A 20,627-nucleotide genomic window follows, 5' to 3' on the forward strand; every position below is an offset into this window, starting at 1 on the left:
GATGACGCTCGCCTCCTGATCGCCTTCCGTGATTTCCTTGTCTTCACCGACGATCAGTTCAAGCGGTTCGTCTTTGCCCAATTCATCAAGGGTTTCCGCGCCGACGCCGTAATATTTTTTGAGCGCTTTCTCAATTTCCACTTTGGGAGCAAGCGCAAATTGAACCGCGCCTTGCACGTCGAATTGCACGGCGTTCAGCATCGCCGTGTCGAACGGATTGCCCACCGCCACTTGGAGCGTGCCGTTCTCGAAGCGCGTCGGCAGCACGGAATATTGGAAGGCGACCTTGGTGGAGATTTTCTGGCGCGCTTCCACCGGCACATCGGTTTTCCGCAAGTCGAGGTAAGGCCAGCCGAGGGCCTTGGCCAGTTGTTGCAGAAACAGTTCCTCGGAGAGTCCCCGTTCCCGGCAAATAAATGCCAGCAATGATTCCTGAGAACCATTGACGACCGCCACGTGCCAGGCCTTGCTCCACTCGTCGAACTGCTCCGGAGTGCCCAGCGCCATCTGCGCGAATAAGTTTTTGATCGATGCAAACGCCATTTAACTTGCTCTAAAGTCTCAGACTTAACCAACAAGCGAAACTAGAAAAAGTTGCGCCGCGGGTCAAAGAATTAGAGCCGGGATTATGGACACCAAGTGCGCCTTTCGTCCTTAAACCAACTCCCCTTTCTGCGCTTACGAGGATCTCGCCTCGACGCCCGGTCTTTCCTGAGATAATTTCCAGTTGTGAATAGCTTGCTAATCGGTGTGCTCAGCGTGTTGGTTTCGACGAACCAGCCCACCACGATCAGCAACACCAGCACCAACCAGATTGGCATTTCTGCCTCGATTCCAAACCGCGATGACCTGTTGGAAAGAGAATGCCAGAAATTGCTGGAGGATGCGGCGGCCGCTCAGGCCGAGGTGACCAGATGGATCAGAGAAAATCAGTCCGCCGAAGAAAAGGGCACCGCGCTTTCCAGCGCCGCGATGAATCAACGCGTCGCGGCACGCTTCGCGCCGATTCGAAAAGCGTATGAGGATTTCCTGCAACGCCACCCCGCCTACACTCAGGCCCGGCTGGATTACGCAAGTTTCTTGAGCGACAGCCACGAGGAAGACGCTTCGCATGATCAAATGGAAAAGGCCCGCGAACTGGACCCCAAGAATCCCGCCCCATGGAACAACCTTGCCAACTATTACGGCCACTTTGGCCCGGTCAAAAAAGCCTTTGAGTACTACGCCAAAGCCATTGAACTGGATCCGGCGGAGCCGGTCTATTTTCAAAACTTTGCCACCACGGTCTTCCTTTTCCGCCGAGACGCCAAAGAATTCTACGATATCGATGAACAAAAAGTCTTCGACAAAGCGCTCGAGCTTTACCGAAAGGCGTTGCAACTGGACCCGACCAATTTTGCCCTCGCCACCGATGTGGCGCAAACCTACTACGGCATCAAACCGCCGCGCACCGCCGAGGCGGTTGCGCTCTGGGAACAGACCTTGAAAATCGCCAGCAACGAGCTTGAGCGCGAGAGTGTTCACGTTCACCTGGCCCGGATCAATCTGGGCGTGGGCCGATTCGACGAAGCGCGCCAGCATCTCAATGCCATCACCAACGAGACATACACCGTCATCAAGAATCGCCTGACCCGAAACCTCATCGAAAAAGAAACCAAGGCGAAGGAAACCAACGCACCACTGGGAGTGGTGCCCAGTAAGTAATCAGGCGTACGCTTGCCGCCGGGCCAGGACCACCGGATCGGCGCGCGATTCAGCGGTGGCGGCGTTGGAGTTCAAACTTTAGTTTGTCGGGCTCAGGCGGAAAGCGACTGGCATGAAGGGCGGTTAAGCCTGGGATGCTGAAGCATGAACTCCAATTTCTGCCGCTCGACTCTCTTCCCGTGTTCAGCTAGTTTCTGCGTATGAAACGACTTGTGATCGGATGGTTGAGCCTGTTGCTGGTGGCAAGCCAGATGGCAGCGGCCACCAACGCAAGTTCCAACAAGTCTGTGGTCGCACTCAGTCTTCCCGTTCCCAACGATCCGGTCGAAAAGGAATATCAGAAACTGCTGGCGGAGGATGACGCCGCGCAGGCGGAGGTGGACAAATGGATTCGTGAAAACAAGGAGTTTGCCGAGCAAGGTGCCGGCATTTCCAGCGCAGCATTGAATCAACGCATCAAGGACCGCTTTACGCCAGTTCGCAAGGCGTATGAGGAATTCCTGCAACGCCATCCCGATCACGCCCACGCGCGCCTGGCCTTTGGCAGTTTCCTCAACGACCTGCAGGAGGAGGAGGCTGCGCGCGATCAATGGGAGAAAGCGAGCGAACTCGAACCCGGGAATCCCGCTGCCTGGAACAACCTCGCCAATAACTATAGCGAACACGGGCCGATCAAAAAAGCCTTCGAGTATTATGCCAGGGCTATCGAACTCAAACCGGATGAGGCGCTTTATCATCACAATCTCGGCATGACCGTTCATCTTTTTCGCCGCGCGGCGATGGAGTTTTACAATCTGAGCGAACAGCAAGTCTTCGAAAAAGCCCTCGCGCTTTATCGCCAGGCGCTGAAGCTCGACCCGAATAATTTCCCGTTCGCCTCCGATGTCGCCCAAACGTATTACGGCCTCAAACCCACGCGGACCGAGGATGCCTTGAAAGCCTGGAACGACGCTCTGAAAATTGCCAACGACGACATCGAACGCGAAGGCGTTTACCTTCATCTCGCCCGTTTCAAACTCGATGCCGCGCGATTTGCGGAGGCCCGGCAGCAACTCCTGTCCGTCACCAATGCGATGTACACACAATTGAAGAGCAACCTGCTGCAGAATATCAACGCGCAGGAAGCCAGAGCAAAGCAAACCAACGCGCCACCCGCCGCGGTGGAAAAGCAGTAAGTAGGCAGGGCGCGGTGACCTCACCGCGCCTCCGAACGGAGTAACTCGCCTCCTCGCTCCATGGAACAAACCAGCCCAAGAAAAGTTTCGCTCAATTTTTTTCAAACCAAGCTCGCGGCAGGATTGTCATCCGGTTTGATCTGATTTGATTCGGCTGGAACCGGAAGACCGGCGGCCGGCGGAATCGGAGCCGGATTACATAACGGTCCGCTGCCGCTGGCGTCTGGGGGAGAAAGCCTTTCGCGAGAATCTGGCGGAGCAGAAGAGCGAACGTAGATGGCGGAACAAATCATCGCGGAGGAATCGAAACGGCGACGGTGGAAAGAGACCGATCAGCAAACCCGGCCCGGAGATGATGCGGCGAAAGTGGCGTTGGCGGCGCGGTTGAATCCGGTGCTTTTCTTTACTGTCCCGAGTAATCCTTCTCGACCTTGGCGGCCACGTCCTTGTAGCCGATGTCGTGTTCGTAAATGAGTTTGTATTGCTCGATGGCTTCCTGGACCTGACCCATTTTTTCGAGCACGCCGGCCAGCGCGTAAATCAACTCCTTCTTTTCGGTGTCGAAGGGAATTTTTTCCTTGATGGCATTTTGCAGCGTGCGGGCGGCGAGGTCGTTCATGCCCTTGCGCGCGAAGCACTGCCCCAACAGACTCAAGGCCTGAAGCTTTCGATGCGGATTGTCTTTCGCCCGCTGCAGTTCCTGGATGGCCTCGTTGATTTTGCCGGCTTGAAAGTAGAGCTGGCCAAGCTCGAAGCGAATCTGCAGGTCGGTCGGATATTTCTCTGCGCGCTGCTGGCACTCCGTAATCTGATAAGCTTGTCGCTCCGATTGAATTTGCGCCGAGGTCTCCGCGTAATCGGGGTCTTGAGGATCGAGTTGCGCCAACGCGTGATCATATTTCTTCAGGGTCGTCTCGGCCATGGCGCGTTCCAGCGACGAATCGCCACCCGCACCGGAGGTCTTGATCTTTTCGTAGTAACCCAGCGCGCGGTCAAAATCCTTTTTCTGCGTGTACAACTCCGCGAGCGAACGCAGCAGCTTCAGGTTGTCAGGTTCGTTCGGCAGGCGGGTCTCATATTCCCGGATCAAGCGAGCGGCCACATCGTCCGATTTGACTTCACGCTTTTCCTGTTCAAGCGAAACCGCCTCCTCCTTGTTTTTCAAAATGTCGCGATACGACCCCTGCCCGTCGGCCAGCGCTTCGTAACCGCCTTCGTCGAGCGTTTTGCGCGCGGAGACGTTTTTCATTTCCTGAGCGAGCGCGGTGTCGCCGGGAAAATCGCGCACGAGATCGCTAAACACGGTTTCGGCCCGCGACACTTCGCCGGCCAGTGCCAGCGCCCGGGCGAGTTGGACGCGCAGTTCCTTGTCCTTGGGCGAATTTTTTACCAGGATTTCCAGCGAGAACACCGCGGTGCGGGGCAGGTCCGCCGCCAACGCCGCCTCGGCCAGCAGCTTGTGCGCGGCGGTATTCTGCGGGTCGCCGTTGAGGATGTGCTCGGCAATAGTGATGGCTTCGAGCGGATTATTGCGGAGAGCGAGCTGGCCTTTGGCGATCATCGGCGACGAACTGGCACCACCGAAGACCTTTTTGAAGAAGCCGGTGCCGCCACCCATTTTCTTGAATTGCGCCACGCGCAAGAATTCGCGGCACTCGAAGAAGGCCGGCTCCTTGGCCAAGATCTCGTTGAAGATCGCGATGGCGTAATCGTAATTGGCACGTTGCAGCGCGGTGGCCCCCTTTTCAAAATACTGGCGCAAGGCCAATGGAATTTCATCCATGCTCTTTTCGGGCATGAGCAGAGTCTAGTCGGCACCCGCCAAAAATCCAATGTAAATCAGGCGGTGCGTTGCACCCGCTTGGTAGGTGGAAAACTTTATGAAGACCCCCTCACCATGAACCTGCCACCGACCCACCCCTTGCCCCTCCCAGGAGGGGAGCGGCGCAATGTTGGATTGTTCCCCTCCTGGGAGGGGCAAGGGGTGGGTTGAGCGCGCGAAATTGTCTTTCGGGGAATTCTCACCCCACTCCCTCTGTCGCTTCGCGCTTGGATCTCAAACCGACTTGAGCGCAGCAATGACGGGCAGACGTGATGCCCGGATTGCCGGCAGGAAACTTCCCACCACCCCGACCAGCACCGAAAAAATCAGACCCTTCGTCGCCAGCCACGGCGTGATCCGAAACTGGAAGACAATTTCGCTGAACGATTCAAAACTCATCGTCCCGGTGGCGTAACCATTCATCGGCAGCGAAAACAGACATCCCAACACGCCCCCGATCAACGCGAGGAATGCGCCTTCAATCAAGAAGCTCACCAGGATGGTTCGGCGACGAAATCCCAGCACCCGCAACGTGCCGATTTCCCGCGTGCGCGAGCCGACGCTGGCATACATCGTGTTCATGGCGGCAAAGACAGCGCCGATGGACATGGCCGTCGCCAGAAAACCACCGAGGATTTTGATCGGCATCGCAGTCATGGTTTGCGCGCTGTAATACGCCACCTCCGGCATGCCGCGGAGCGACAGGCGTTTGTCCGCATCCACCCGATTCGTTAATGATTGAGCGGCGGCGGCGTCCACCACGCGCACCAGCAGGCTGGAATAATTCTCGCGGTCGAAAATCGAGCGCGTCTCATCGGCGTCCAGCCAGACCTCGGAATCAAACGCGCTGTTTTGTCCGTCCATCCAGCCGACGACGGTGAGTTCCTGACCGGCGCTTTTGAAAGTGTCGCCGATTTTAAAATTGCCAAAACGCGCCGCCAATCGTCGGCTCACGACCACCTCGCGTTTGCCCGGCGTGAACCATCTCCCCTCCACTAGCGACACCTGGGGCCGGAGTTCCATGCCCATCGGCGAAATGCCGCGGAGGAGAACATTGGCCTCGCCTTCCGCTTTACCGCGCGGCAGATTGATCAACACCAGCACATCGCCGGAGATCAGCGGCTGGCCTTTTTCGTTGCGGGCGATTTCGGGCCAATACTGAATGAGCTTCAGTTGGGTGCGCATCACCTGGCTGCTGGATTCGGCGGTCGAGCCTTTGCGAACAATCATCACGTTGCGCGGATCGCCGGTGTTGCGGCTGGATTTTTCCAAGCCGACCGCCAGCGCCTGCACGAGGACGTAAACGGCGACGACCAGTGCCACGCCAAGAATCGTGGCCAGGGTCGCGCGCCAGCGGACGAACACGTTGCGAACATTATATTTCAGCGGAAGGGCCATGTTGCCAAAAGCGCGAATCCAACATCCCAAGCGCGCATATCAAGATCCCACATTTTCAAGTCATTCCCATCGTGAAGACCATGCAATTTTCAATCGCGGACAAAGTTTGCGGATTTACGGCGCCAAGCTTTTGGCGGAGACGGGTTTTGTCGAGAACACGCAACTGGTGGCAAAGCAAAACAGAGTCACTCGCCAATCCGCCTTCGCCTTTTGGTATTTGCAGGCACGTCGGCAGTGCCGCGCGGCGGAGGTTTGTTGTAAACGGGATTGCGAGCACCGTTGAACTGAACCTGCTGATTAGATCATTTTGCAAGATCAACACGGGGCGCAAGCCGGCCTGCTCCGAGCCGCGTGTGGGATTCAAGTCCGCAAACCAGACTTCGCCCCGGCGGGCGCTCATCGGTTGTCCTCTTTGAGGAGTGCGGCGGCGTAATCCGAGACACCTTCTTCAGCCAGCAAGCGATCCGCCTCGGCGCATTCACCGTACAGCGTCGCGAGCTTCCGCTCGTCAAGTGCGGCATCTGGCGCGTGATGAGAGCGACGCCTCAGAAAATGCAAATACGCGGCTACCTGGCGGAGTTCGGCGTCTCCCAACCCTTTGAGTTCTTCTGCAACTTGCTCTTTGATGGACATAACACAACCAATCTACAAACGCTAAGCGTGAATTTCAATCCAAGGTTTTCAAACCGTCCACCACGCTCATGCGCGCCACGGCAATGGCGGGGGCAACGCTGGCGATGATGCCGAGCGCGGCCGCCACGAGCGCGGCCCGCCCGATGATGGCCGGCGTGACTTCAAAGGTGATGAAAATGCCGTTGGTCATTTTGGCGATGCTGACATAGGTGTAAATCCACCATGCGCCCCCGATTCCCAGGAGCGCGCCGAACATCGCCAGCCCAAAACTCTCCGCCAGGATCGCGGCGAACAATTCGCGGCGGCGAAACCCCAGCGCCTTCAACACGGCCAATTCCCGGAACCGCTCGCGAATCGCCATGCTCATGGTGCTGGCCGAAACCAAAATGAGCGTGAAAACGACGACCGAGGAAATCGAGCGGACCAGGATTTTGATGTTGCCCCACATCGAGACCATGCTCATCTGGAAGGCGCGCTCGGTTTCCGCGCGCACCTCGGCGGAGGTATTGGCAAAAGCTTTGTCGATGCGGGCACAAATCTGCGACATGTCGTCGAGGTTGTTGGCTTTGACCCACCAGGTGCCGACCTGCCCGGCGCTGCCTGAGGCTTCATCGAGATATTTGTGGTGAAAGAAGAGGTTGCGGTCGTCAATCGATCCCTCGTAAATGCCGGCGACTTTCAACGTCAGATCGCAGGGCCAGATCGTGCCGGTGAAGGGCAGGCGGTCGCCGACCTTGATGTGGTATTTCTCTGCCGTGAGCTTGCCGACGATGCAGGAGGTTTGATCTTTGAGGAATGCCTCCAATTGATCGGGTGGGACTTTGGCTTCACCCATCACCTTGAAAAACTGAATCGGATCGATGGCAAACTGGGCGAAGAGTGTGGCTTCCTCGTCCCGAAACTTGCCGCCATACCAACTGAACGGGGTGACGGCTTCCACGCCCGGTATCCGTTCCAGCACGGCGCGCTGGCGGGCGGGCAACAGGTTGGCCAGGGAAATCTTGTTGCGCACAACGATGCGCGACGCCGCCCCGATGTCCTCCGGCGGCACCGTGATTTCCCGCATGGCCACCAGCAGCGTGACAAATAGAAAGAGACTCGCCGCCACGCTCAAGATCGAGAGCGCGGCGCGGCGTTTGTTGCGCAGAGCGTTTTTGACGACGAATGTTGCCGGATTCATGGTGACCGCCAGCAAGAGTGTGGCCCGTTTCGTCAGGGTTTTCAAAAACAAATCTTGCCAAAGCGCCGGAATCTTTATCGCATTGGCAAGCTCAGGCACAAATTTGAGTTTGAGTTGGTACGAGAGAGTCCCAGTGCGACGCAGCCGTAACCACTCCCTCTCCTCCATCGGATGGAGGAGAGGGCCGGGGAGAGGAGGAGTTTTTCTCGCTTCGGGTTAACGCAGCCCCTCTCCTCGGTCCTCTCCCCACTCCTGCGTCATGGGGAGAGGAAGAAAAATCGCAGCGTCGAAATTTTTGTCGAGGAAACGCGAACCTTTGCAATTGTGATACAACTAAGTCCGGCAAATTGAACAGAAAAGTCTTGGAAAGAACATTTTCAATATGAATCAGGAAGAAGAAGCGTTGGGAGTTCATCAAAAGGCGCTGCGCATCAATCTGGACGCCAGCAAATACGGCACGTTCGCCGAGATTGGCGCGGGTCAGGAGGTGGCGCGCTGGTTTTTTCGCGTGGGCGGCGCGTCCGGCACCATCGCCAAGACCATCTCGGCTTACGACATGACGGTGAGCGACGCCATTTACGGTCGCTGCGAACGGTACGTGAGTCGCGATCGACTGCGCACGATGCTCGATTACGAATTTGGCTTGTTGTTGGAGCGGTTAAGAAAAGTGCGGGGGGACAAAACCAAGTTTTTTGTCTTCGCCAATACGGTCGCGGCGCAAAGTTTCACGCGGCGAATTGATTGCAACGGTTGGATGGGCATCCGGTTTCAGACGCAGCCCAAGGCCGAACCATCGGAGATCATCATTCATGTACGCATGTGGGACAAAGAAAATCTCCAACAACAGGAAGCGCTGGGCATGCTGGGGGTGAACCTGATTTATGGCGCCTACGAATATCACAACAGTCCCGAGCAACTGATTCTTTCCTTGATGGATGATTTGTCCACCGAGCGAGTGGAGGTGGACATGATCAAATTCTCCGGGCCGGCGTTTCAAGGTGTCGATAACCGACTGATGAGTTTGTGGTTGGTGGAAAAAGGCATCACCAACGCCGCCATGTTTACGGCGGACGGTGAAGTGGTGCAGGCCGCCGAGGTGCTTTACAAAAAGGCTGTTCTGGTGGAGCGCGGCAGTTTTCGCCCGGTGACCAAAGTCACGATCGACATGCTGGAGTCGGCGGAGGCGCAGTTCGTGCAAGAGCCGAATGTGCAGGGGGAAGAAGTGGTTGTGCTCATGGAGATGACCTTGAAGAATCTGACGAGCGGCGGCGAGATCAATCACCAGGATTTTCTGGATCGTGTGGACATCCTCGGCGCGTTGGGCAAGACCGTGCTGATTTCCAACTACTCGGAATTTCATCGAGTTGCGGCGTTTCTGTTTCGTTACACCAAGAAAATGGTCGGCCTTGTCATGGGCGTGCCGACGCTGCAGGATATTTTTGATGAAAAATATTACGCTGATCTCGAAGGCGGGATTTTGGAATCATTCGGGCGGTTGTTCAAAAACGATTTGAAGTTTTACGTTTACCCGCTGAAAGAGCCGAAGACCGGCGCGCTCATCACCGCGGGCAACCTGCGTGTCGCGCCCCATCTGCAGCATCTTTATGCCTACCTGTTGGAAAACCATTTCGTCCAAGGTGTGCGTGACATCAAGGAAGAGCATCTCTCGATCTTTTCGCGGGATGCGCTCGCCAAAATTCAACATGGCGATCCATCCTGGGAGGAAATGGTGCCGCCGCAGGTCGCGCGGCTGATCAAAGAACGCAAACTATTGGGCTACGCCAGCAAAGCCGGACTGGCGGTCGCCCCAAAAGCGGCAGTCAGTTAGGCTGAGACGCTGGTGGCGATTACGTTTGCGTCTCATCCGCTTTAAACGCTGTCCGCACGCCCAGTTGGAGTTCACGCTTTAGCGTGCCGGGCGCGGACAAGCTGAAGCTTGAACTCCAACGAGCATTCGCGCTTTGAAGTCAGTAAACCAACACCAACTCCGCCGCCTGGAATGAAACCACGGATTTCACGGATGACACGGATAATGCAATTCCCATCCGCGTAATCCGTGTAATCCGCGGTCAAAAGAATCAGTAAACCAGAACGAGCACGGCAGCTTGTTCAGCAGCCTTGACGAGATCTTCAAACTTCCGCTCCTTCGTCTCCGGCTCTTTGAGCTTGGCAGAAACATCCGGCACGGATTCCAGGAAGCTCAGGAGATAACTGCTCTTCACCGCGTAATTCACATTCTCCGGCAACGCCCCGCCCGCGCGCTCAACTTGGCCGACACCACCCCCACCACGTTGCCCCGCTCGTCCACCAACGCCCCGCCCAAATTGCCCGGCTGCACCGGCACGCTGATCTGGAAATACCGCGCGTCATCCCCCGCGCCGGACAGCGACGCGATCTCGCCCTTGGCCAGCTTGGGCGCGAACCCTTGCAAGCCGAGTTTGGGAAAACCCACCGTGGCCACCGTGCCGCCCAACTTCACCGCGCGACTCGCCCCCTACCGGCAACGTCAGGTCATTGACCGCATCCGCTTTCATCACCTTGGCGGAAATGATTCAACGCAAAGACGAAAACTCGCAGAGAAAAAAACAATCTCGCCGCACCTAGGAACTTAACTGGACAAAGTGCAAACATTTGAAAGAATGTCGTTGGTAGTTAGCACCAACCAAACTCTTGTATGGATAAAGAGAAGCAGCAAAAGTTTATAACGATGGTTCAGACAGCCATCATTACCAAATATGTCTGCGACCGTGGCTGAACAGAACGGCGTCAGATGCTTGCAAGTTATGAATGACGTGATGATTTTGCGGCCGCCCTCGGTCACGACGTAGCGATGCGTGCCGCTGACTTTGCGCAACAGTCCATGCGCCCGCAGCAGCCGCAACTGGCGGGTGACGGCACCGGCTCGCCGCCGTTCTTCTTTGTCCGTTCCAGATTTGGCCCAGAGTTGCCGGCGGAGATCGCGGTTGCGCAGGCCGTTGATGACATATTCGCCCCGGCTCACCGCCGCGAGCAGCGCCGCGTCTTTTTCGCCCCACGGATTGAGCGCGCGATGGCGGCGTCCGTCCCGCACCACGGCCCGGCAGACGGTGGCGCTGGCTTGGCCCGCCGGAGTTTTGTCCGTCACGCCGGCCAGGGCTTCGAGATAGCGCTGGTTGGCCGCCGCCGAGACTTGGGCCCGCCGCCACAACTCGCCCACGCTCCGTTGCAATGGACGCCAGGATTTCTCCCCGCCGGGGTCGCCTTGCTTGGCGCGATAGACGCGGAAGTCTTCGGTCTTGTTGATGGTGGTTTCGATGCGCAGGACGCTGCCTTCCTTGTCATACATCTTCACCGAGTTGCCGTTGACGGAGTGTTTGACCCGGATGCCTTCGGGCCGGTGCTTGAGGTCGCTGATGATTTCACCGGTGAACAACGGCGGCACCCGCCCGCCCGTTGTCGGAATGTTCCGGCCCAGGAAGCGCATCACGTCGGGACTGGCGAAGGTGCGCAGGCCGTGATGGACCAGCCGGGGATAAAGCGCGGCCAGACTCGGAGCATCGCGGAAGAGCAGGTCGGTGGCATACTCGCTGGCACTGGCGGACCAGTAATAGGTCTGACCGATGGGCCGGCAGATTTCGGCGTGCAGTGGATGGGCTTGATCGAGCAGGCGGCCCAGCACGCTCGGCCAGTCGGTGCGCAGTTGTTCGTCCAGCAAGGCCTGCGCGCGCGTGGCTTCCTGCACCCAGACAAAGCAGTTGTCGCGCTGGCGGTAGGCCAGCCCGGCCTGGTCCATCTGACGGGCGAGCCGGTCGCGACCGTTGAGACAGAGATCCACGGTGAAGGGAAACCAGGTTTGCACACGCACATGGCACAGGCCCAGTTGCTCGTGCAGGAAGTAATGGTAGAGGTGAAGACATTTGCGGCGTTCCAGAACCAGGTGGATGTGTTGGGTCTGGCGGTTGCCACGCACGGAGTAGGAGAGGCAGTTTTCCAGCGCACTAAAGATGGCGATCAGGCCGGAGGTCACGCCGTCCGCGCGGGCGATCTGACGGGCGAGGGCTTCCTTGCTGGTCTGGCTGCTGGCCAGATAGTGGAAGGGGCGTCCGGCTTGTTCGGCACTGGCATAGGCGGCGGCTTTGATGCGGGCGATCAGCCCTTGGGCAAAAGTGCCGAAGTCTTTGATGAGGATGCGACAGGCGTTGAGATAAGCTTCCATGACCGTGGGCTGGAAGAGATGACGCAGCGTGCCGCGCAGACGCAGCCGGTCGAAACCGGACAAAACCCCTGTGATGGAATGACCAAATCGGTTAAGAAAAGCCGGCGGGACGCCGGTGACAGTGGGAGAAGTTTGTGAGTTCATTGCCCAAACTTTTACTCCAACGCACGGCGCTCCGCCACTTTGGTTGCGGCTTGCCGCGCTATGCCTTGGCGTCTTTGCGACTTTGCGTTGAAATCCTCGCCCCCAAAAGTGGTGCTAAAGCCACGCGCAGTCCAAACGCTTCGCGACTGCCGGGCGTCTGCGAACCTCGCGAAGCGTTTGGAGTGCGGATGTGTTTACCGCCGCTTTCCCCCGGCGCGTGCGGAGACGCAAAGAAGCCCTCCAGTTTTCCCAGCGCCTTCCGTCTTCATCCGCTTTCATCCGCCTGCATCTGATTTCGGCGGGACAAGTCTGATTCCAGCGCGACGAGTCGGATTTCAGCGCGACCGGTGGCGTTGAAAAATCCGCCGGGTGGTTTACAAACCGAGGCAGTGGCGGACGGTGTTTTCAACTCTTTGCAGTGTCACCCCGGAAACTTTTCCGGCGGGCACGCCAGCGAACCGCGCGGGGTCAAGCGAGCGGAGTTGGAAGCAGAGGAAAACCGTTTCCATCGGCAGGCCGCTTTCGGCGGCGGGAATGCGGACGTTGGTGGGATAATCGCGCTCCACATTTTCGCCTTTCGTGCCGATGACGACGGTGACGACCAGCGGCAGTTTGTTGATGGCGTTGACGGAGAGAACCAAAACCGGCCTGCGTCCCGCTTGTTCCCGGCCTTGCACCGGATTGAGGTCCACCAAGCAAATGTCACCGCGCTCGATGGCCATCAGAGTTTGCCAAGACCGTCGGATTCAGCGGCGGCGAACTCGGTGTTGATGGAGCGCAATTCGCGCTGGATTTGCGGGTCGTTTGCCATTGCCGTCATTGCGGCGTCCAAATCCACCACCCGGCCGGCGGCGATGTCGGCCATGCCCTGCTTGAACTCTTCCGGAATCCAGGAATCGTCGCTTTCCACGACAAACTTCGTCACTTGCGCGCGTTCTGCCGGCGGCAAGTGTTTGATTTGTTCAATTACTTCCTGTGCGCTCATGCGTATAATTAGCCATAAAAAGTCGAGTCGGGCAAGTTGCCATTTTCCGGCGAGTCGCTTTCGCCGGGTTAGTCGCCCAATCCGCAAGCTCTTTTGCCAAGACATCCTGGTGCGGGAAACTTTTGCAACTACGTCAGATCGAAACCATCGTGTCGTCTTCCTGCACGTGGAGAAATTCCAGAACTTTGGCGACCGATTCGGGAACGGACAATTTGTCCGTGTGCAATTCAATTTCCGGGTTCGACGGCGCTTCGTAAGGGGCGGAAACTCCGGTGAAATTCTTGATCTCGTTGGCGCGGGCCTTCGCGTAAAGGCCCTTGGGATCGCGCTGTTCGCAGACTTCGATGGGCGCGTTCACATAAACTTCGATGAACCGCCCCCCTTTCATAATTGTTCGGACAAGATCGCGGTCGGAGCGATACGGCGAAATGAATGCCGTGATGCAAATCATCCCGGCGTCGGCAAACAGCTTGGCCACTTCGCCCACGCGCCGGATGTTTTCCTTGCGGTCAGCCGGCGAAAAACCGATGTCGGAGCAAAGACCGTGGCGCATGTTGTCGCCGTCGAGCACGTAAGCATGTTGTCCCAGGTTGAACAATTCGCGCTCCAACTCGGTGGCGATGCTCGACTTGCCGGAACCCGACAGGCCGGTGAGCCAGAGGACGCAGCCGGAATGTTTGTTGCGCATGGCGCGCTGTTGCGCGGTCACTTTGCCGTGACTCCAGTAGATGTTGTGGCTTTTGTGCAGCGAGTCCGCTGTGCGACGCGGATAATTGCCATCGGCGATGATGCCGCCGCCACAGACTTCAAACCCATCAACGATCACGAAACGACCGGTTGGCACAATTTCGGAGTGAGCGTCGAAGGCAACGGGACGCTTGGTGCGCAGCGTCAACTCCGCAACTTCATGACGGCCCACGAAGATTTCGTTGTTGGCGCGCGAAACGGTTTCAAGGGTTGAGGCATCAATGACTTTCTCAATCGACTCGATTTCGCAATCCATTTCCTGGGTGGCGAGTTTGAGTTTGTAAACCTTGCCTTTGGCGAACGGCGCGCGACCCAGCCAGAACAGACGGGCCTCAAACCGCGTCAGTTCATAAGGTGGCGCGGTTTCCAGGGCGGCGATGGCGCCTCGTTCCACAAAGATTTGTTCGGTGAGCGTGATGCCGATGGATTCGCCGACATGGGCAGAAGTCGTGGTCGGAGCGTTCCAGCGTTCTATGGTCTTGACCGTGCTGGTCTTGTTACTCGGCGCGAACAGCAGTCGGTCGCCAACTTTGATCGAACCTGCCTCCACGCGACCGGCGAGGATTCGGCGGTCGTCGAAACGATAGACGTCTTGAATCGGAAAACGGAGTGGTTGGTTGTCGGGCCGGTCGGTAACCTTGAATTCGTCCAATGCCTGCAACACGGTCTGCCCTTTCCACCACGACATGTTCTTGCTCAACGATGCGATGTTGTCACCGTGCTTGGCCGCAATGGGAATGAAGACCTTTGGTTCGACGCCGATGTTTTGAAGATAGGCGCGATACTCAGTCTCGATCTGCTTAAATCTGGATTCGCTGTAATTCTCCAAATCCATTTTGTTCACGAGCACTGCAATTTGCCGGATGCCGAGCAGGTTCAGGAGATAGCCGTGGCGACGGGAGTTTTCCTGCACGCCTTCGTGAGCGTCGATGAGCAGCAGCGCGGCTTCGGCATTGGCGGCGCCGGTGATCATGTTCTTCAAAAACTCCTTGTGGCCTGGCGCGTCGATGATGACGTATTGCCGCTTGGGTGTGTGAAACCAGATTTGGGCGGTGTCGATGGTGATGTTCTGGTCGCGCTCCGATTGAAGCGCGTCCATGAGGTTCGCCCATTCGAACGGTACGCCACGCCGCTCGGCGACTTTTTGAAGCTGCTCCAATTTGCCTTCCGGCAGCGAACCGGTGTCGTGGAAGAGCCGGCCGACGAACGTGGACTTGCCGTGATCCACGTGGCCGACGATGACAATCTTGAGTTGTTCAGTCGGAGCGGTTTGAGAGATGCTCATGGGTTGAAACCAAAATTACATGTAGCCATCACGGCGCAGTTTTTCGAAGGCATCTTCGCTCTCCTTGTCCTGCGCGCGGCCGGCGCGTTCGGATGTTTTCGTGGTCCGCAGTTCCTCGATGATTTCCCGGACGTTCCGCGCGTTCGACTTGATCGGAAAGGTGCACGGATAGCAACCAATCGAACGAAATCGCTCGCCTTTGCCATTGGCGAAATAGAGCGGAATGACGGGCATATCTTCGCGCTCGATGTATTCCCAGATGTTCAACTCGGTCCAGTGCAGCAGCGGATGGATGCGGATGTGCGTACCCTTTTGGAAATCGGTCTTGAACTGATCCCACAATTCGGGCGGCTGGTCTTCGACGTTCCATTCCATGTTCTTGTCGCGCGGACTGAAGTAACGTTCCTTGGCGCGGGTCGGTTCTTCATCCCTGCGAACGCCGACAATGACGCCGGTGTAATTATGCTTTTCGAGCACGGCCTTGAGGGCATCCTTCTTGAGAGTACCGCAACATTCGACGCGCGTGGCTTTGCCGTTCGGGTAAGTGACGCCGCTCTTGAGGGCTTCCTCGTTCTTGCCGACGACGAGCTGAAGCTTCCAATCTTTCACGAGCTTGTCGCGGTATTCGATCATTGACGGAATCTTGTAGGTCGTATCGACGTGGACGAGCGGAAACGGGACGTGGCCGAAGAAGGCCTTGCGGGCAAGCCAGAGCAACACGGTGGAGTCCTTGCCGATGCTCCAAAGCATGGCGAGATGTTCAAATTTGTTGAACGCCTCGCGCATGATGTAGATGCTCTGGTTTTCGAGTTTGGAGAGATAGTCCATGGCTAAATTAGAAATTAGGAATGCAAAAGGATGATGACACCACTCGCCGATGAAGTGAATTTGAATTTTGCATTCTGTCAGATTTGAAAATCAATTTTCTTCGACATGAATGTATGAATACCACATTCGACTTTGTTAAAGCCAATCCAACGTCCGGCGCGCTCATTGTCGCCGTTGAAGGTTTTGACCGTGCAGGGCCTACAGCCAATGGAGTGATAGCCGCGGTCATGCAGCGGATTGTAGGGGATCTTGTGATCGCGAATGTAATTCCAAACGGCTTCGCGTGACCAGTTGGCCATCGGATTGAGTTTCACGATGTCGCGTCCGGCAGCCTCGTCGAAAACATACACTTCGATGATCCCAATCTTCGCGCGCGTGTCGGACTGTTGCCGTCGCAGGCCGGTGATCCAGCAATCGAGTTCGGCAAGTTTGTTTTGCAGCGGCAGAACTTTTCGGACCGTGCAGCAGAGATCGGGGTCGCGCTTCCAAAGCTCCGGGCCTTGGGCTTCGGCTTGTTGTTCGACGGTCAGTTCCGGCACGAGTGATTCGATTTTGTAACCGAAGAAATCTTCGAGCCGCTTCTGGAGGTCGAGTGTTTCTTCAAAGAGCAGGCCGGTGTCCAGTGTGAAAACGGGAAAGCGCAAATTGTTCTGTTTGGCGAGGTGCATCATCACCAAGCCCGCGCCTTGAAAACTTGTGCCAATGGCCGCGCGCGAACCAAAACGTTTCGACGCCCACGCGAGGATTTCCTCGGTCGGCAAGCTGTCGAAACGCTGGTCAAGCGAACGGACTTCAGCAGAAGTTAGCATATGATGTGGAATCGGGTGCTCGTGAAAACGCCCGCGGTCCGGTTAATTCTGAGCGGCCGCGGTTTCTTGCCACAGCACGCGATCGCACCAATCACCGAAGCGTTCGCCGCCTGTGCGTTCCTGAGCGTAACGGCTCAGCACGGGACGCAGTTCGTTGACGATGTCCTCGCCCTTGACGGTGTCCTTGAAGAGGCGGTTGAGGCGGGTGCAGGATTCATTGCCGCCCAAATAGATTTGATATTTGTTTGGTGACTTGCCGACGAATCCGATTTCCGCCGTATACGGGCGCGCACAGCCGTTCGGGCAACCGGTCATGCGAATAATGATCTCTTCATCCTCCAAATTCAACTCGGCCAGTAATTGCTCAATCCGGGTCAGCACGTCCGGCAGGGCTCGCTCCGCTTCGGCGAGGGCAAGCCCGCAAGTGGGCAAAGCCGGGCACGCCATCGAGGCGCGCCGGATGACCGTGGCTTGGTTTTCGACTGGGATGCCGTGGTCGGTCAGGATTCTCGTGATGGCGTCGCGTTGAGCGGGAAGCACATTGTTAAGAAGTAAATTCTGCGATGGCGTCAGGCGTATTTCAGACTGGAATTGCTCAACAATCCTGCGCAATGAAGTTTTGAGTTGTTGCCTGGCTGTGTCTTTGATGCGCCCGGTTTCGACATAAAGGCCGAGGAAATAATTTCCGTCGGTTTTCTGATGCCAACCGAAGAGGTCACCCTGTTTCGTGAATTCGAACGGTCGGGCTGGCTCAAGCTTGAAACCGGCACGTTGCTCAATCTCATTGCGGAACCACTCGACTCCATGATCTTTGAGGACGTACTTGAGGCGGGCATGTTTGCGATTGGTGCGATCGCCCCAATCGCGATGAATGGTAACAGCGGCTTTGGCTACGACTTCGACGTGTTCCGGCTTGATGAAGCCGATGACATCGGCCAAGCGTGGAAAAGTTTGTTTATTGCCGTGACTCATGCCCATGCCACCGCCCGCCAGAAAATTGTAGCCCAACAATCTGTCGCCCTCCCCAATGGCGACAAAGCCAATGCAGTTAGAAAAAATATCAATATCGTTGAGGGGCGGAATGGCGAACGCGGTTTTGAATTTGCGAGGTAGATAAGTCTTGCCGTAGAGCGGATCCACAAAATCTTTTGATGTCTCGTTGGACAAGTTTAGTTCGACCCCTTCCACCCAGATTTGATGATAGGCGCGAGTCGAAGGCAGGAGTGCTTTGGAAATCCGACGGGCGTCTTCCTGAACGCGTTCGACCAAACGACTCGTGGCTGGAGTCGACGGCGCCATTACGTTCCGGTTCACATCCCCGCAGGCGGCCAAGGTGGTTGCCAAGGCTTCGTTAATTCCCTTGATAAGTTTTCCCAAGCCGTTCTTCACCACGCCGTGAAATTGAAACCCTTGACGCGAAGTGACACGCAAGGTGTTGTTTGCGTAGTCTGCCGACAGGCGATCAAAAAGTAGAAACAAAGAAGCGGGTACAACGCCACCGGGCAATCGACCGCGAACCATGAACATGTATTTCTTGCCAACCTTGCGCTGATCCCGGTCGTCCTGCTGGTAAATACCATGAAACTTCAGGAATTGCGCGTCGTCCTCGGAAAACCGGTCCGCGTTCGGGTCGGCAAGCGTCTGAGCAATATTTCCCGCCAACGTGGGATTGGCCGCTTTGATAAGCTCGTTGTGCGTCGGTTTTGTTTGCGCTGGAGGATCAATCATAAGTTTGTTGCTAAAGATAATCAACTTTAACAGCGGTTTGAAATTTGTCAATTGCTTTTTCGATTTTTCCCCTGCATCGGTGAACCGCCAAATCTCGCAAGTATCCTTTGCCCTCCGTCAAATACTCAAGATAATATCAACGCCTGAGTTTGATGCCTTGTAACCGAGGCTAGAAACGAAAAACTGTGAAATGATTCATTGGAAATGACCGAGCAGAAGATTTACTATTTCGACAACAACGCCACCACGAAGATCGCTCCCGAAGTGATAGCCGCAATGCTGCCCTTCCTAAGCGAATACTGGGGCAATCCGTCCAGCGTTTACGGCTTCGGCAACCAATTGGCCAAACATCTCGAAGCAGCGCGCAGCAAGGTCGCCACACTCCTCAATGCCGATCCGCGAGAACTGGTCTTTACAAGTTGCGGGACGGAGAGCAACAACTCCGCCATCCAAAGTGCGTTGATCACCAACCCGGGCAAGTGTCACGTGCTCACCACCGCTGTCGAGCACTCCTCCAACATCAAATTTTGCGAGTCCCTCCAAAAGCGAGGCTGCGAAGTCACTGTTTTGCCGGTCGAATCCGACGGCGGACTGGACCTGCATCTTTTGGAGAAATCAATCCGCCCCGACACCGCCATCGTTTCGGTGATGTGGGCCAACAATGAAACGGGCGTCATTTTCCCGCTGGAAGAAGTCGCTGCCATCTGCCGCAGCAAGGGAGTGTTATGCCACACAGACGCGGTCCAGACGCCAGGCAAATTGAAGATTGATGTCAACGCTCTAGGGGTAGATTTCCTCTCCCTCTCCGCCCACAAACTGCACGCGCCAAAAGGCATTGGGCTGCTCTATGTCAAGCGGCGCGCAAAATTTCTGCCGTACATCATCGGGGGAAGCCAGGAAAGGGGACGAAGGGGAGGCACCGAAAACGTGGCGAGCATGATTGCCTTCGGTCGCGCCGCCGAACTGGCGCTTTCCACTTTGGACGACGAAAACACCCGGGTCCGCGCCTTGCGCGATCGTTTGGAAAGCACTGTTCTGCGCACCATCCCCGGTACAGTGCGGAACGGTGCCAAAGAGCCACGGTTGCCCAATACAACCAATATCGCGGTCGACTCAGTTGAAGCGGAAGCCATTCTTACGTTGCTCGATCAGGTCGGGGTTTGCGCCTCCAGTGGCTCGGCGTGCACCACCGGCTCACTGGATCCTTCTCATGTTTTGACCGCGATGGGACTCAGCGCGGCGCGTGCGCGCGGCAGCATTCGGTTCAGCTTGGGGATCTACAACACAGACGAGGACGTCGATTATCTCTTGAAACAACTGCCGCCAATCATTGCGAGATTGCGCGCTGTGTCGTTGGCCGATTCGCCTCCCAAGAATAGCAATCCTGACGACCTTGGGCCCGCTCCCTACGAACGAACAGACGAGGTCGCCACCAAGACCAAGGAGAACAGCGTTGTTTGAGTTCGACCAAGGGACTTCGCATACTGCCTGCTGCAGCTTCCTCAGAGCAGCCGCTCCATATAGACCACATCAAGCCAGCGGTTGAATTTGAACCCAACCTGTTTCAGCAGCCCCACGCGTTCAAAGGCGAACCGGTCGTGGAGTCGGATACTCGATTCGTTTTCAGCGTCGATGAGGGCGACTATGGCGTGTAATCCGCGTTCGCGCGCTCCGTCAATCAAGGGTGGCATGAGCAGCGTTCCGATCCCCTTTCCGCGTTGGCCGGCTGCCACATAAACAGAATTCTCAGCGGTAAAACGATAACCGATGCGATCGTGAAAACGGCCTAGCGACGACCAGCCGACAATCCGGTTCGCTTCGTTCACCGCGACGAATACCGGGTAATTGTTTTTAACATGATCGTCAAACCACACGATTCGTTGGTCCAGGGTGCGCGGCTCGTAATCATACGACGCGGTCGTGTTGAGCACAGCCTCATTGTAGATTTCCAGAATTCCGGAAACGTCAGCGTGGGTTGCGGCGCGTACAATCAT

The 20,627-nt window shown here is 56.6% G+C and carries 20 protein-coding genes; 4 read left to right on the top strand and 16 right to left on the bottom strand.

The features are described from left to right. Positions 1-543, bottom strand: a 543-nt coding sequence (locus tag HY298_13235; protein MBI3851218.1) for a type II/IV secretion system protein, incomplete at its 3' end; no start/stop codon positions are given. A gap of 186 nt (positions 544-729) precedes the next feature. Here HY298_13235 and HY298_13240 point away from each other — a divergent pair. Together HY298_13240 and HY298_13245 are read left to right on the top strand one after the other, a co-directional pair. Further along, positions 730-1,704 carry a hypothetical protein gene (locus HY298_13240; protein ID MBI3851219.1) on the top strand — a complete coding sequence of 325 codons (975 nt, stop codon included), beginning with the start codon at positions 730-732 and terminating at the stop codon, positions 1,702-1,704. A 200-nt stretch (positions 1,705-1,904) separates the two neighbouring features. Then, a complete protein-coding gene (locus tag HY298_13245; protein MBI3851220.1) occupies positions 1,905-2,879 on the top strand; it encodes a tetratricopeptide repeat protein in 975 nt (324 codons plus the stop codon). A gap of 403 nt (positions 2,880-3,282) precedes the next feature. On the opposite strand, the gene HY298_13250 is transcribed toward HY298_13245, so the two are convergent. The 5 genes from HY298_13250 to HY298_13270 all read right to left on the bottom strand — a co-directional run bounded on the left by HY298_13250 (position 3,283) and on the right by HY298_13270 (position 7,912). After that, positions 3,283-4,677 carry a tetratricopeptide repeat protein gene (locus tag HY298_13250; protein MBI3851221.1) on the bottom strand — a complete coding sequence of 465 codons (1,395 nt, stop codon included), beginning with the start codon at positions 4,675-4,677 and terminating at the stop codon, positions 3,283-3,285. Between the two features lie 258 nt (positions 4,678-4,935). After that, positions 4,936-6,099 (bottom strand): ABC transporter permease, encoded by a 1,164-nt coding sequence (locus HY298_13255; GenBank protein ID MBI3851222.1) that lies wholly within the window; start codon positions 6,097-6,099, stop codon positions 4,936-4,938. Positions 6,100-6,154: 55 nt separating this feature from the next. Then, the gene (locus tag HY298_13260; GenBank protein ID MBI3851223.1) at positions 6,155-6,499 is read right to left on the bottom strand and encodes a type II toxin-antitoxin system PemK/MazF family toxin; all 345 of its coding nucleotides are present in this window, start codon (positions 6,497-6,499) and stop codon (positions 6,155-6,157) included. Then, complete coding sequence (locus tag HY298_13265; GenBank protein ID MBI3851224.1) at positions 6,496-6,732, bottom strand: hypothetical protein; 237 nt, start codon at positions 6,730-6,732, stop codon at positions 6,496-6,498. Before HY298_13265 ends, HY298_13260 begins: the two co-directional genes overlap by 4 nt. 34 nt (positions 6,733-6,766) lie before the next feature. Further along, positions 6,767-7,912, bottom strand: coding sequence for an FtsX-like permease family protein (locus HY298_13270; protein MBI3851225.1), 1,146 nt, complete (start codon positions 7,910-7,912; stop codon positions 6,767-6,769). Positions 7,913-8,294: 382 nt separating this feature from the next. On the opposite strand from HY298_13270, the gene HY298_13275 reads away from it, so the two are divergent. Continuing rightward, the gene (locus tag HY298_13275) at positions 8,295-9,740 is read left to right on the top strand and encodes a TonB-dependent receptor (GenBank protein ID MBI3851226.1); all 1,446 of its coding nucleotides are present in this window, start codon (positions 8,295-8,297) and stop codon (positions 9,738-9,740) included. A gap of 250 nt (positions 9,741-9,990) precedes the next feature. Here the strand turns inward: HY298_13275 and HY298_13280 are convergent, their stop codons facing one another. The 9 genes from HY298_13280 to HY298_13320 form a co-directional block, all read right to left on the bottom strand. Then, the gene (locus HY298_13280; GenBank protein MBI3851227.1) at positions 9,991-10,146 is read right to left on the bottom strand and encodes a hypothetical protein; all 156 of its coding nucleotides are present in this window, start codon (positions 10,144-10,146) and stop codon (positions 9,991-9,993) included. Next, positions 10,143-10,391, bottom strand: a complete 249-nt coding sequence (locus HY298_13285; GenBank protein MBI3851228.1) for a trypsin-like peptidase domain-containing protein — start codon at positions 10,389-10,391, stop codon at positions 10,143-10,145. Before HY298_13285 ends, HY298_13280 begins: the two co-directional genes overlap by 4 nt. A gap of 129 nt (positions 10,392-10,520) precedes the next feature. Then, entirely contained in the window at positions 10,521-12,251 is a 1,731-nt protein-coding gene (locus HY298_13290; protein ID MBI3851229.1) for a hypothetical protein, read from the bottom strand. A 374-nt stretch (positions 12,252-12,625) separates the two neighbouring features. Continuing rightward, positions 12,626-12,973 (bottom strand): type II toxin-antitoxin system PemK/MazF family toxin, encoded by a 348-nt coding sequence (locus HY298_13295; GenBank protein MBI3851230.1) that lies wholly within the window; start codon positions 12,971-12,973, stop codon positions 12,626-12,628. Continuing rightward, positions 12,973-13,236 (bottom strand): hypothetical protein, encoded by a 264-nt coding sequence (locus HY298_13300; GenBank protein MBI3851231.1) that lies wholly within the window; start codon positions 13,234-13,236, stop codon positions 12,973-12,975. Before HY298_13300 ends, HY298_13295 begins: the two co-directional genes overlap by 1 nt. 133 nt (positions 13,237-13,369) lie before the next feature. Next, positions 13,370-15,268 carry an adenylyl-sulfate kinase gene (cysC, locus tag HY298_13305; GenBank protein MBI3851232.1) on the bottom strand — a complete coding sequence of 633 codons (1,899 nt, stop codon included), beginning with the start codon at positions 15,266-15,268 and terminating at the stop codon, positions 13,370-13,372. 15 nt (positions 15,269-15,283) lie between these two features. Beyond that, positions 15,284-16,096: a sulfate adenylyltransferase subunit 2 gene (locus HY298_13310; GenBank protein ID MBI3851233.1), complete on the bottom strand. Its 813-nt coding sequence runs from the start codon at positions 16,094-16,096 to the stop codon at positions 15,284-15,286. 77 nt (positions 16,097-16,173) lie between these two features. Then, positions 16,174-16,905 carry a phosphoadenylyl-sulfate reductase gene (locus HY298_13315; GenBank protein MBI3851234.1) on the bottom strand — a complete coding sequence of 244 codons (732 nt, stop codon included), beginning with the start codon at positions 16,903-16,905 and terminating at the stop codon, positions 16,174-16,176. Between the two features lie 42 nt (positions 16,906-16,947). Further along, complete coding sequence (locus HY298_13320; protein MBI3851235.1) at positions 16,948-18,633, bottom strand: NADPH-dependent assimilatory sulfite reductase hemoprotein subunit; 1,686 nt, start codon at positions 18,631-18,633, stop codon at positions 16,948-16,950. 204 nt (positions 18,634-18,837) lie between these two features. Between HY298_13320 and nifS the strand changes: the two genes are divergently transcribed. Then, entirely contained in the window at positions 18,838-20,094 is a 1,257-nt protein-coding gene (nifS, locus tag HY298_13325) for a cysteine desulfurase NifS (protein MBI3851236.1), read from the top strand. Positions 20,095-20,135: 41 nt separating this feature from the next. Here nifS and HY298_13330 read toward each other — a convergent pair whose 3' ends face one another. Next, positions 20,136-20,627: an N-acetyltransferase gene (locus tag HY298_13330; GenBank protein MBI3851237.1), complete on the bottom strand. Its 492-nt coding sequence runs from the start codon at positions 20,625-20,627 to the stop codon at positions 20,136-20,138.

The organism is Verrucomicrobiota bacterium, assembly GCA_016200005.1.
Lineage (GTDB): Bacteria > Verrucomicrobiota > Verrucomicrobiia > Limisphaerales > PALSA-1396 > PALSA-1396.

Excerpts from the sequence above, each read along its gene's own strand:
- nifS (MBI3851236.1), top strand. The coding sequence starts at position 18,838 with ATGACCGAGCAGAAGATTTACTATTTCGACAACAACGCCACCACGAAG.
- HY298_13275 (MBI3851226.1), top strand. The coding sequence starts at position 8,295 with ATGAATCAGGAAGAAGAAGCGTTGGGAGTTCATCAAAAGGCGCTGCGC.
- HY298_13250 (MBI3851221.1), bottom strand. The coding sequence starts at position 4,677 with ATGCCCGAAAAGAGCATGGATGAAATTCCATTGGCCTTGCGCCAGTAT.
- HY298_13300 (MBI3851231.1), bottom strand. The coding sequence starts at position 13,236 with ATGAGCGCACAGGAAGTAATTGAACAAATCAAACACTTGCCGCCGGCA.
- HY298_13270 (MBI3851225.1), bottom strand. The coding sequence starts at position 7,912 with ATGAATCCGGCAACATTCGTCGTCAAAAACGCTCTGCGCAACAAACGC.
- HY298_13330 (MBI3851237.1), bottom strand. The coding sequence starts at position 20,627 with ATGATTGTACGCGCCGCAACCCACGCTGACGTTTCCGGAATTCTGGAA.
- HY298_13290 (MBI3851229.1), bottom strand. The coding sequence starts at position 12,251 with ATGAACTCACAAACTTCTCCCACTGTCACCGGCGTCCCGCCGGCTTTT.
- cysC (MBI3851232.1), bottom strand. The coding sequence starts at position 15,268 with ATGAGCATCTCTCAAACCGCTCCGACTGAACAACTCAAGATTGTCATC.
- HY298_13265 (MBI3851224.1), bottom strand. The coding sequence starts at position 6,732 with ATGTCCATCAAAGAGCAAGTTGCAGAAGAACTCAAAGGGTTGGGAGAC.
- HY298_13260 (MBI3851223.1), bottom strand. The coding sequence starts at position 6,499 with ATGAGCGCCCGCCGGGGCGAAGTCTGGTTTGCGGACTTGAATCCCACA.
- HY298_13320 (MBI3851235.1), bottom strand. The coding sequence starts at position 18,633 with ATGATTGATCCTCCAGCGCAAACAAAACCGACGCACAACGAGCTTATC.
- HY298_13245 (MBI3851220.1), top strand. The coding sequence starts at position 1,905 with ATGAAACGACTTGTGATCGGATGGTTGAGCCTGTTGCTGGTGGCAAGC.
- HY298_13310 (MBI3851233.1), bottom strand. The coding sequence starts at position 16,096 with ATGGACTATCTCTCCAAACTCGAAAACCAGAGCATCTACATCATGCGC.
- HY298_13315 (MBI3851234.1), bottom strand. The coding sequence starts at position 16,905 with ATGCTAACTTCTGCTGAAGTCCGTTCGCTTGACCAGCGTTTCGACAGC.
- HY298_13295 (MBI3851230.1), bottom strand. The coding sequence starts at position 12,973 with ATGGCCATCGAGCGCGGTGACATTTGCTTGGTGGACCTCAATCCGGTG.
- HY298_13255 (MBI3851222.1), bottom strand. The coding sequence starts at position 6,099 with ATGGCCCTTCCGCTGAAATATAATGTTCGCAACGTGTTCGTCCGCTGG.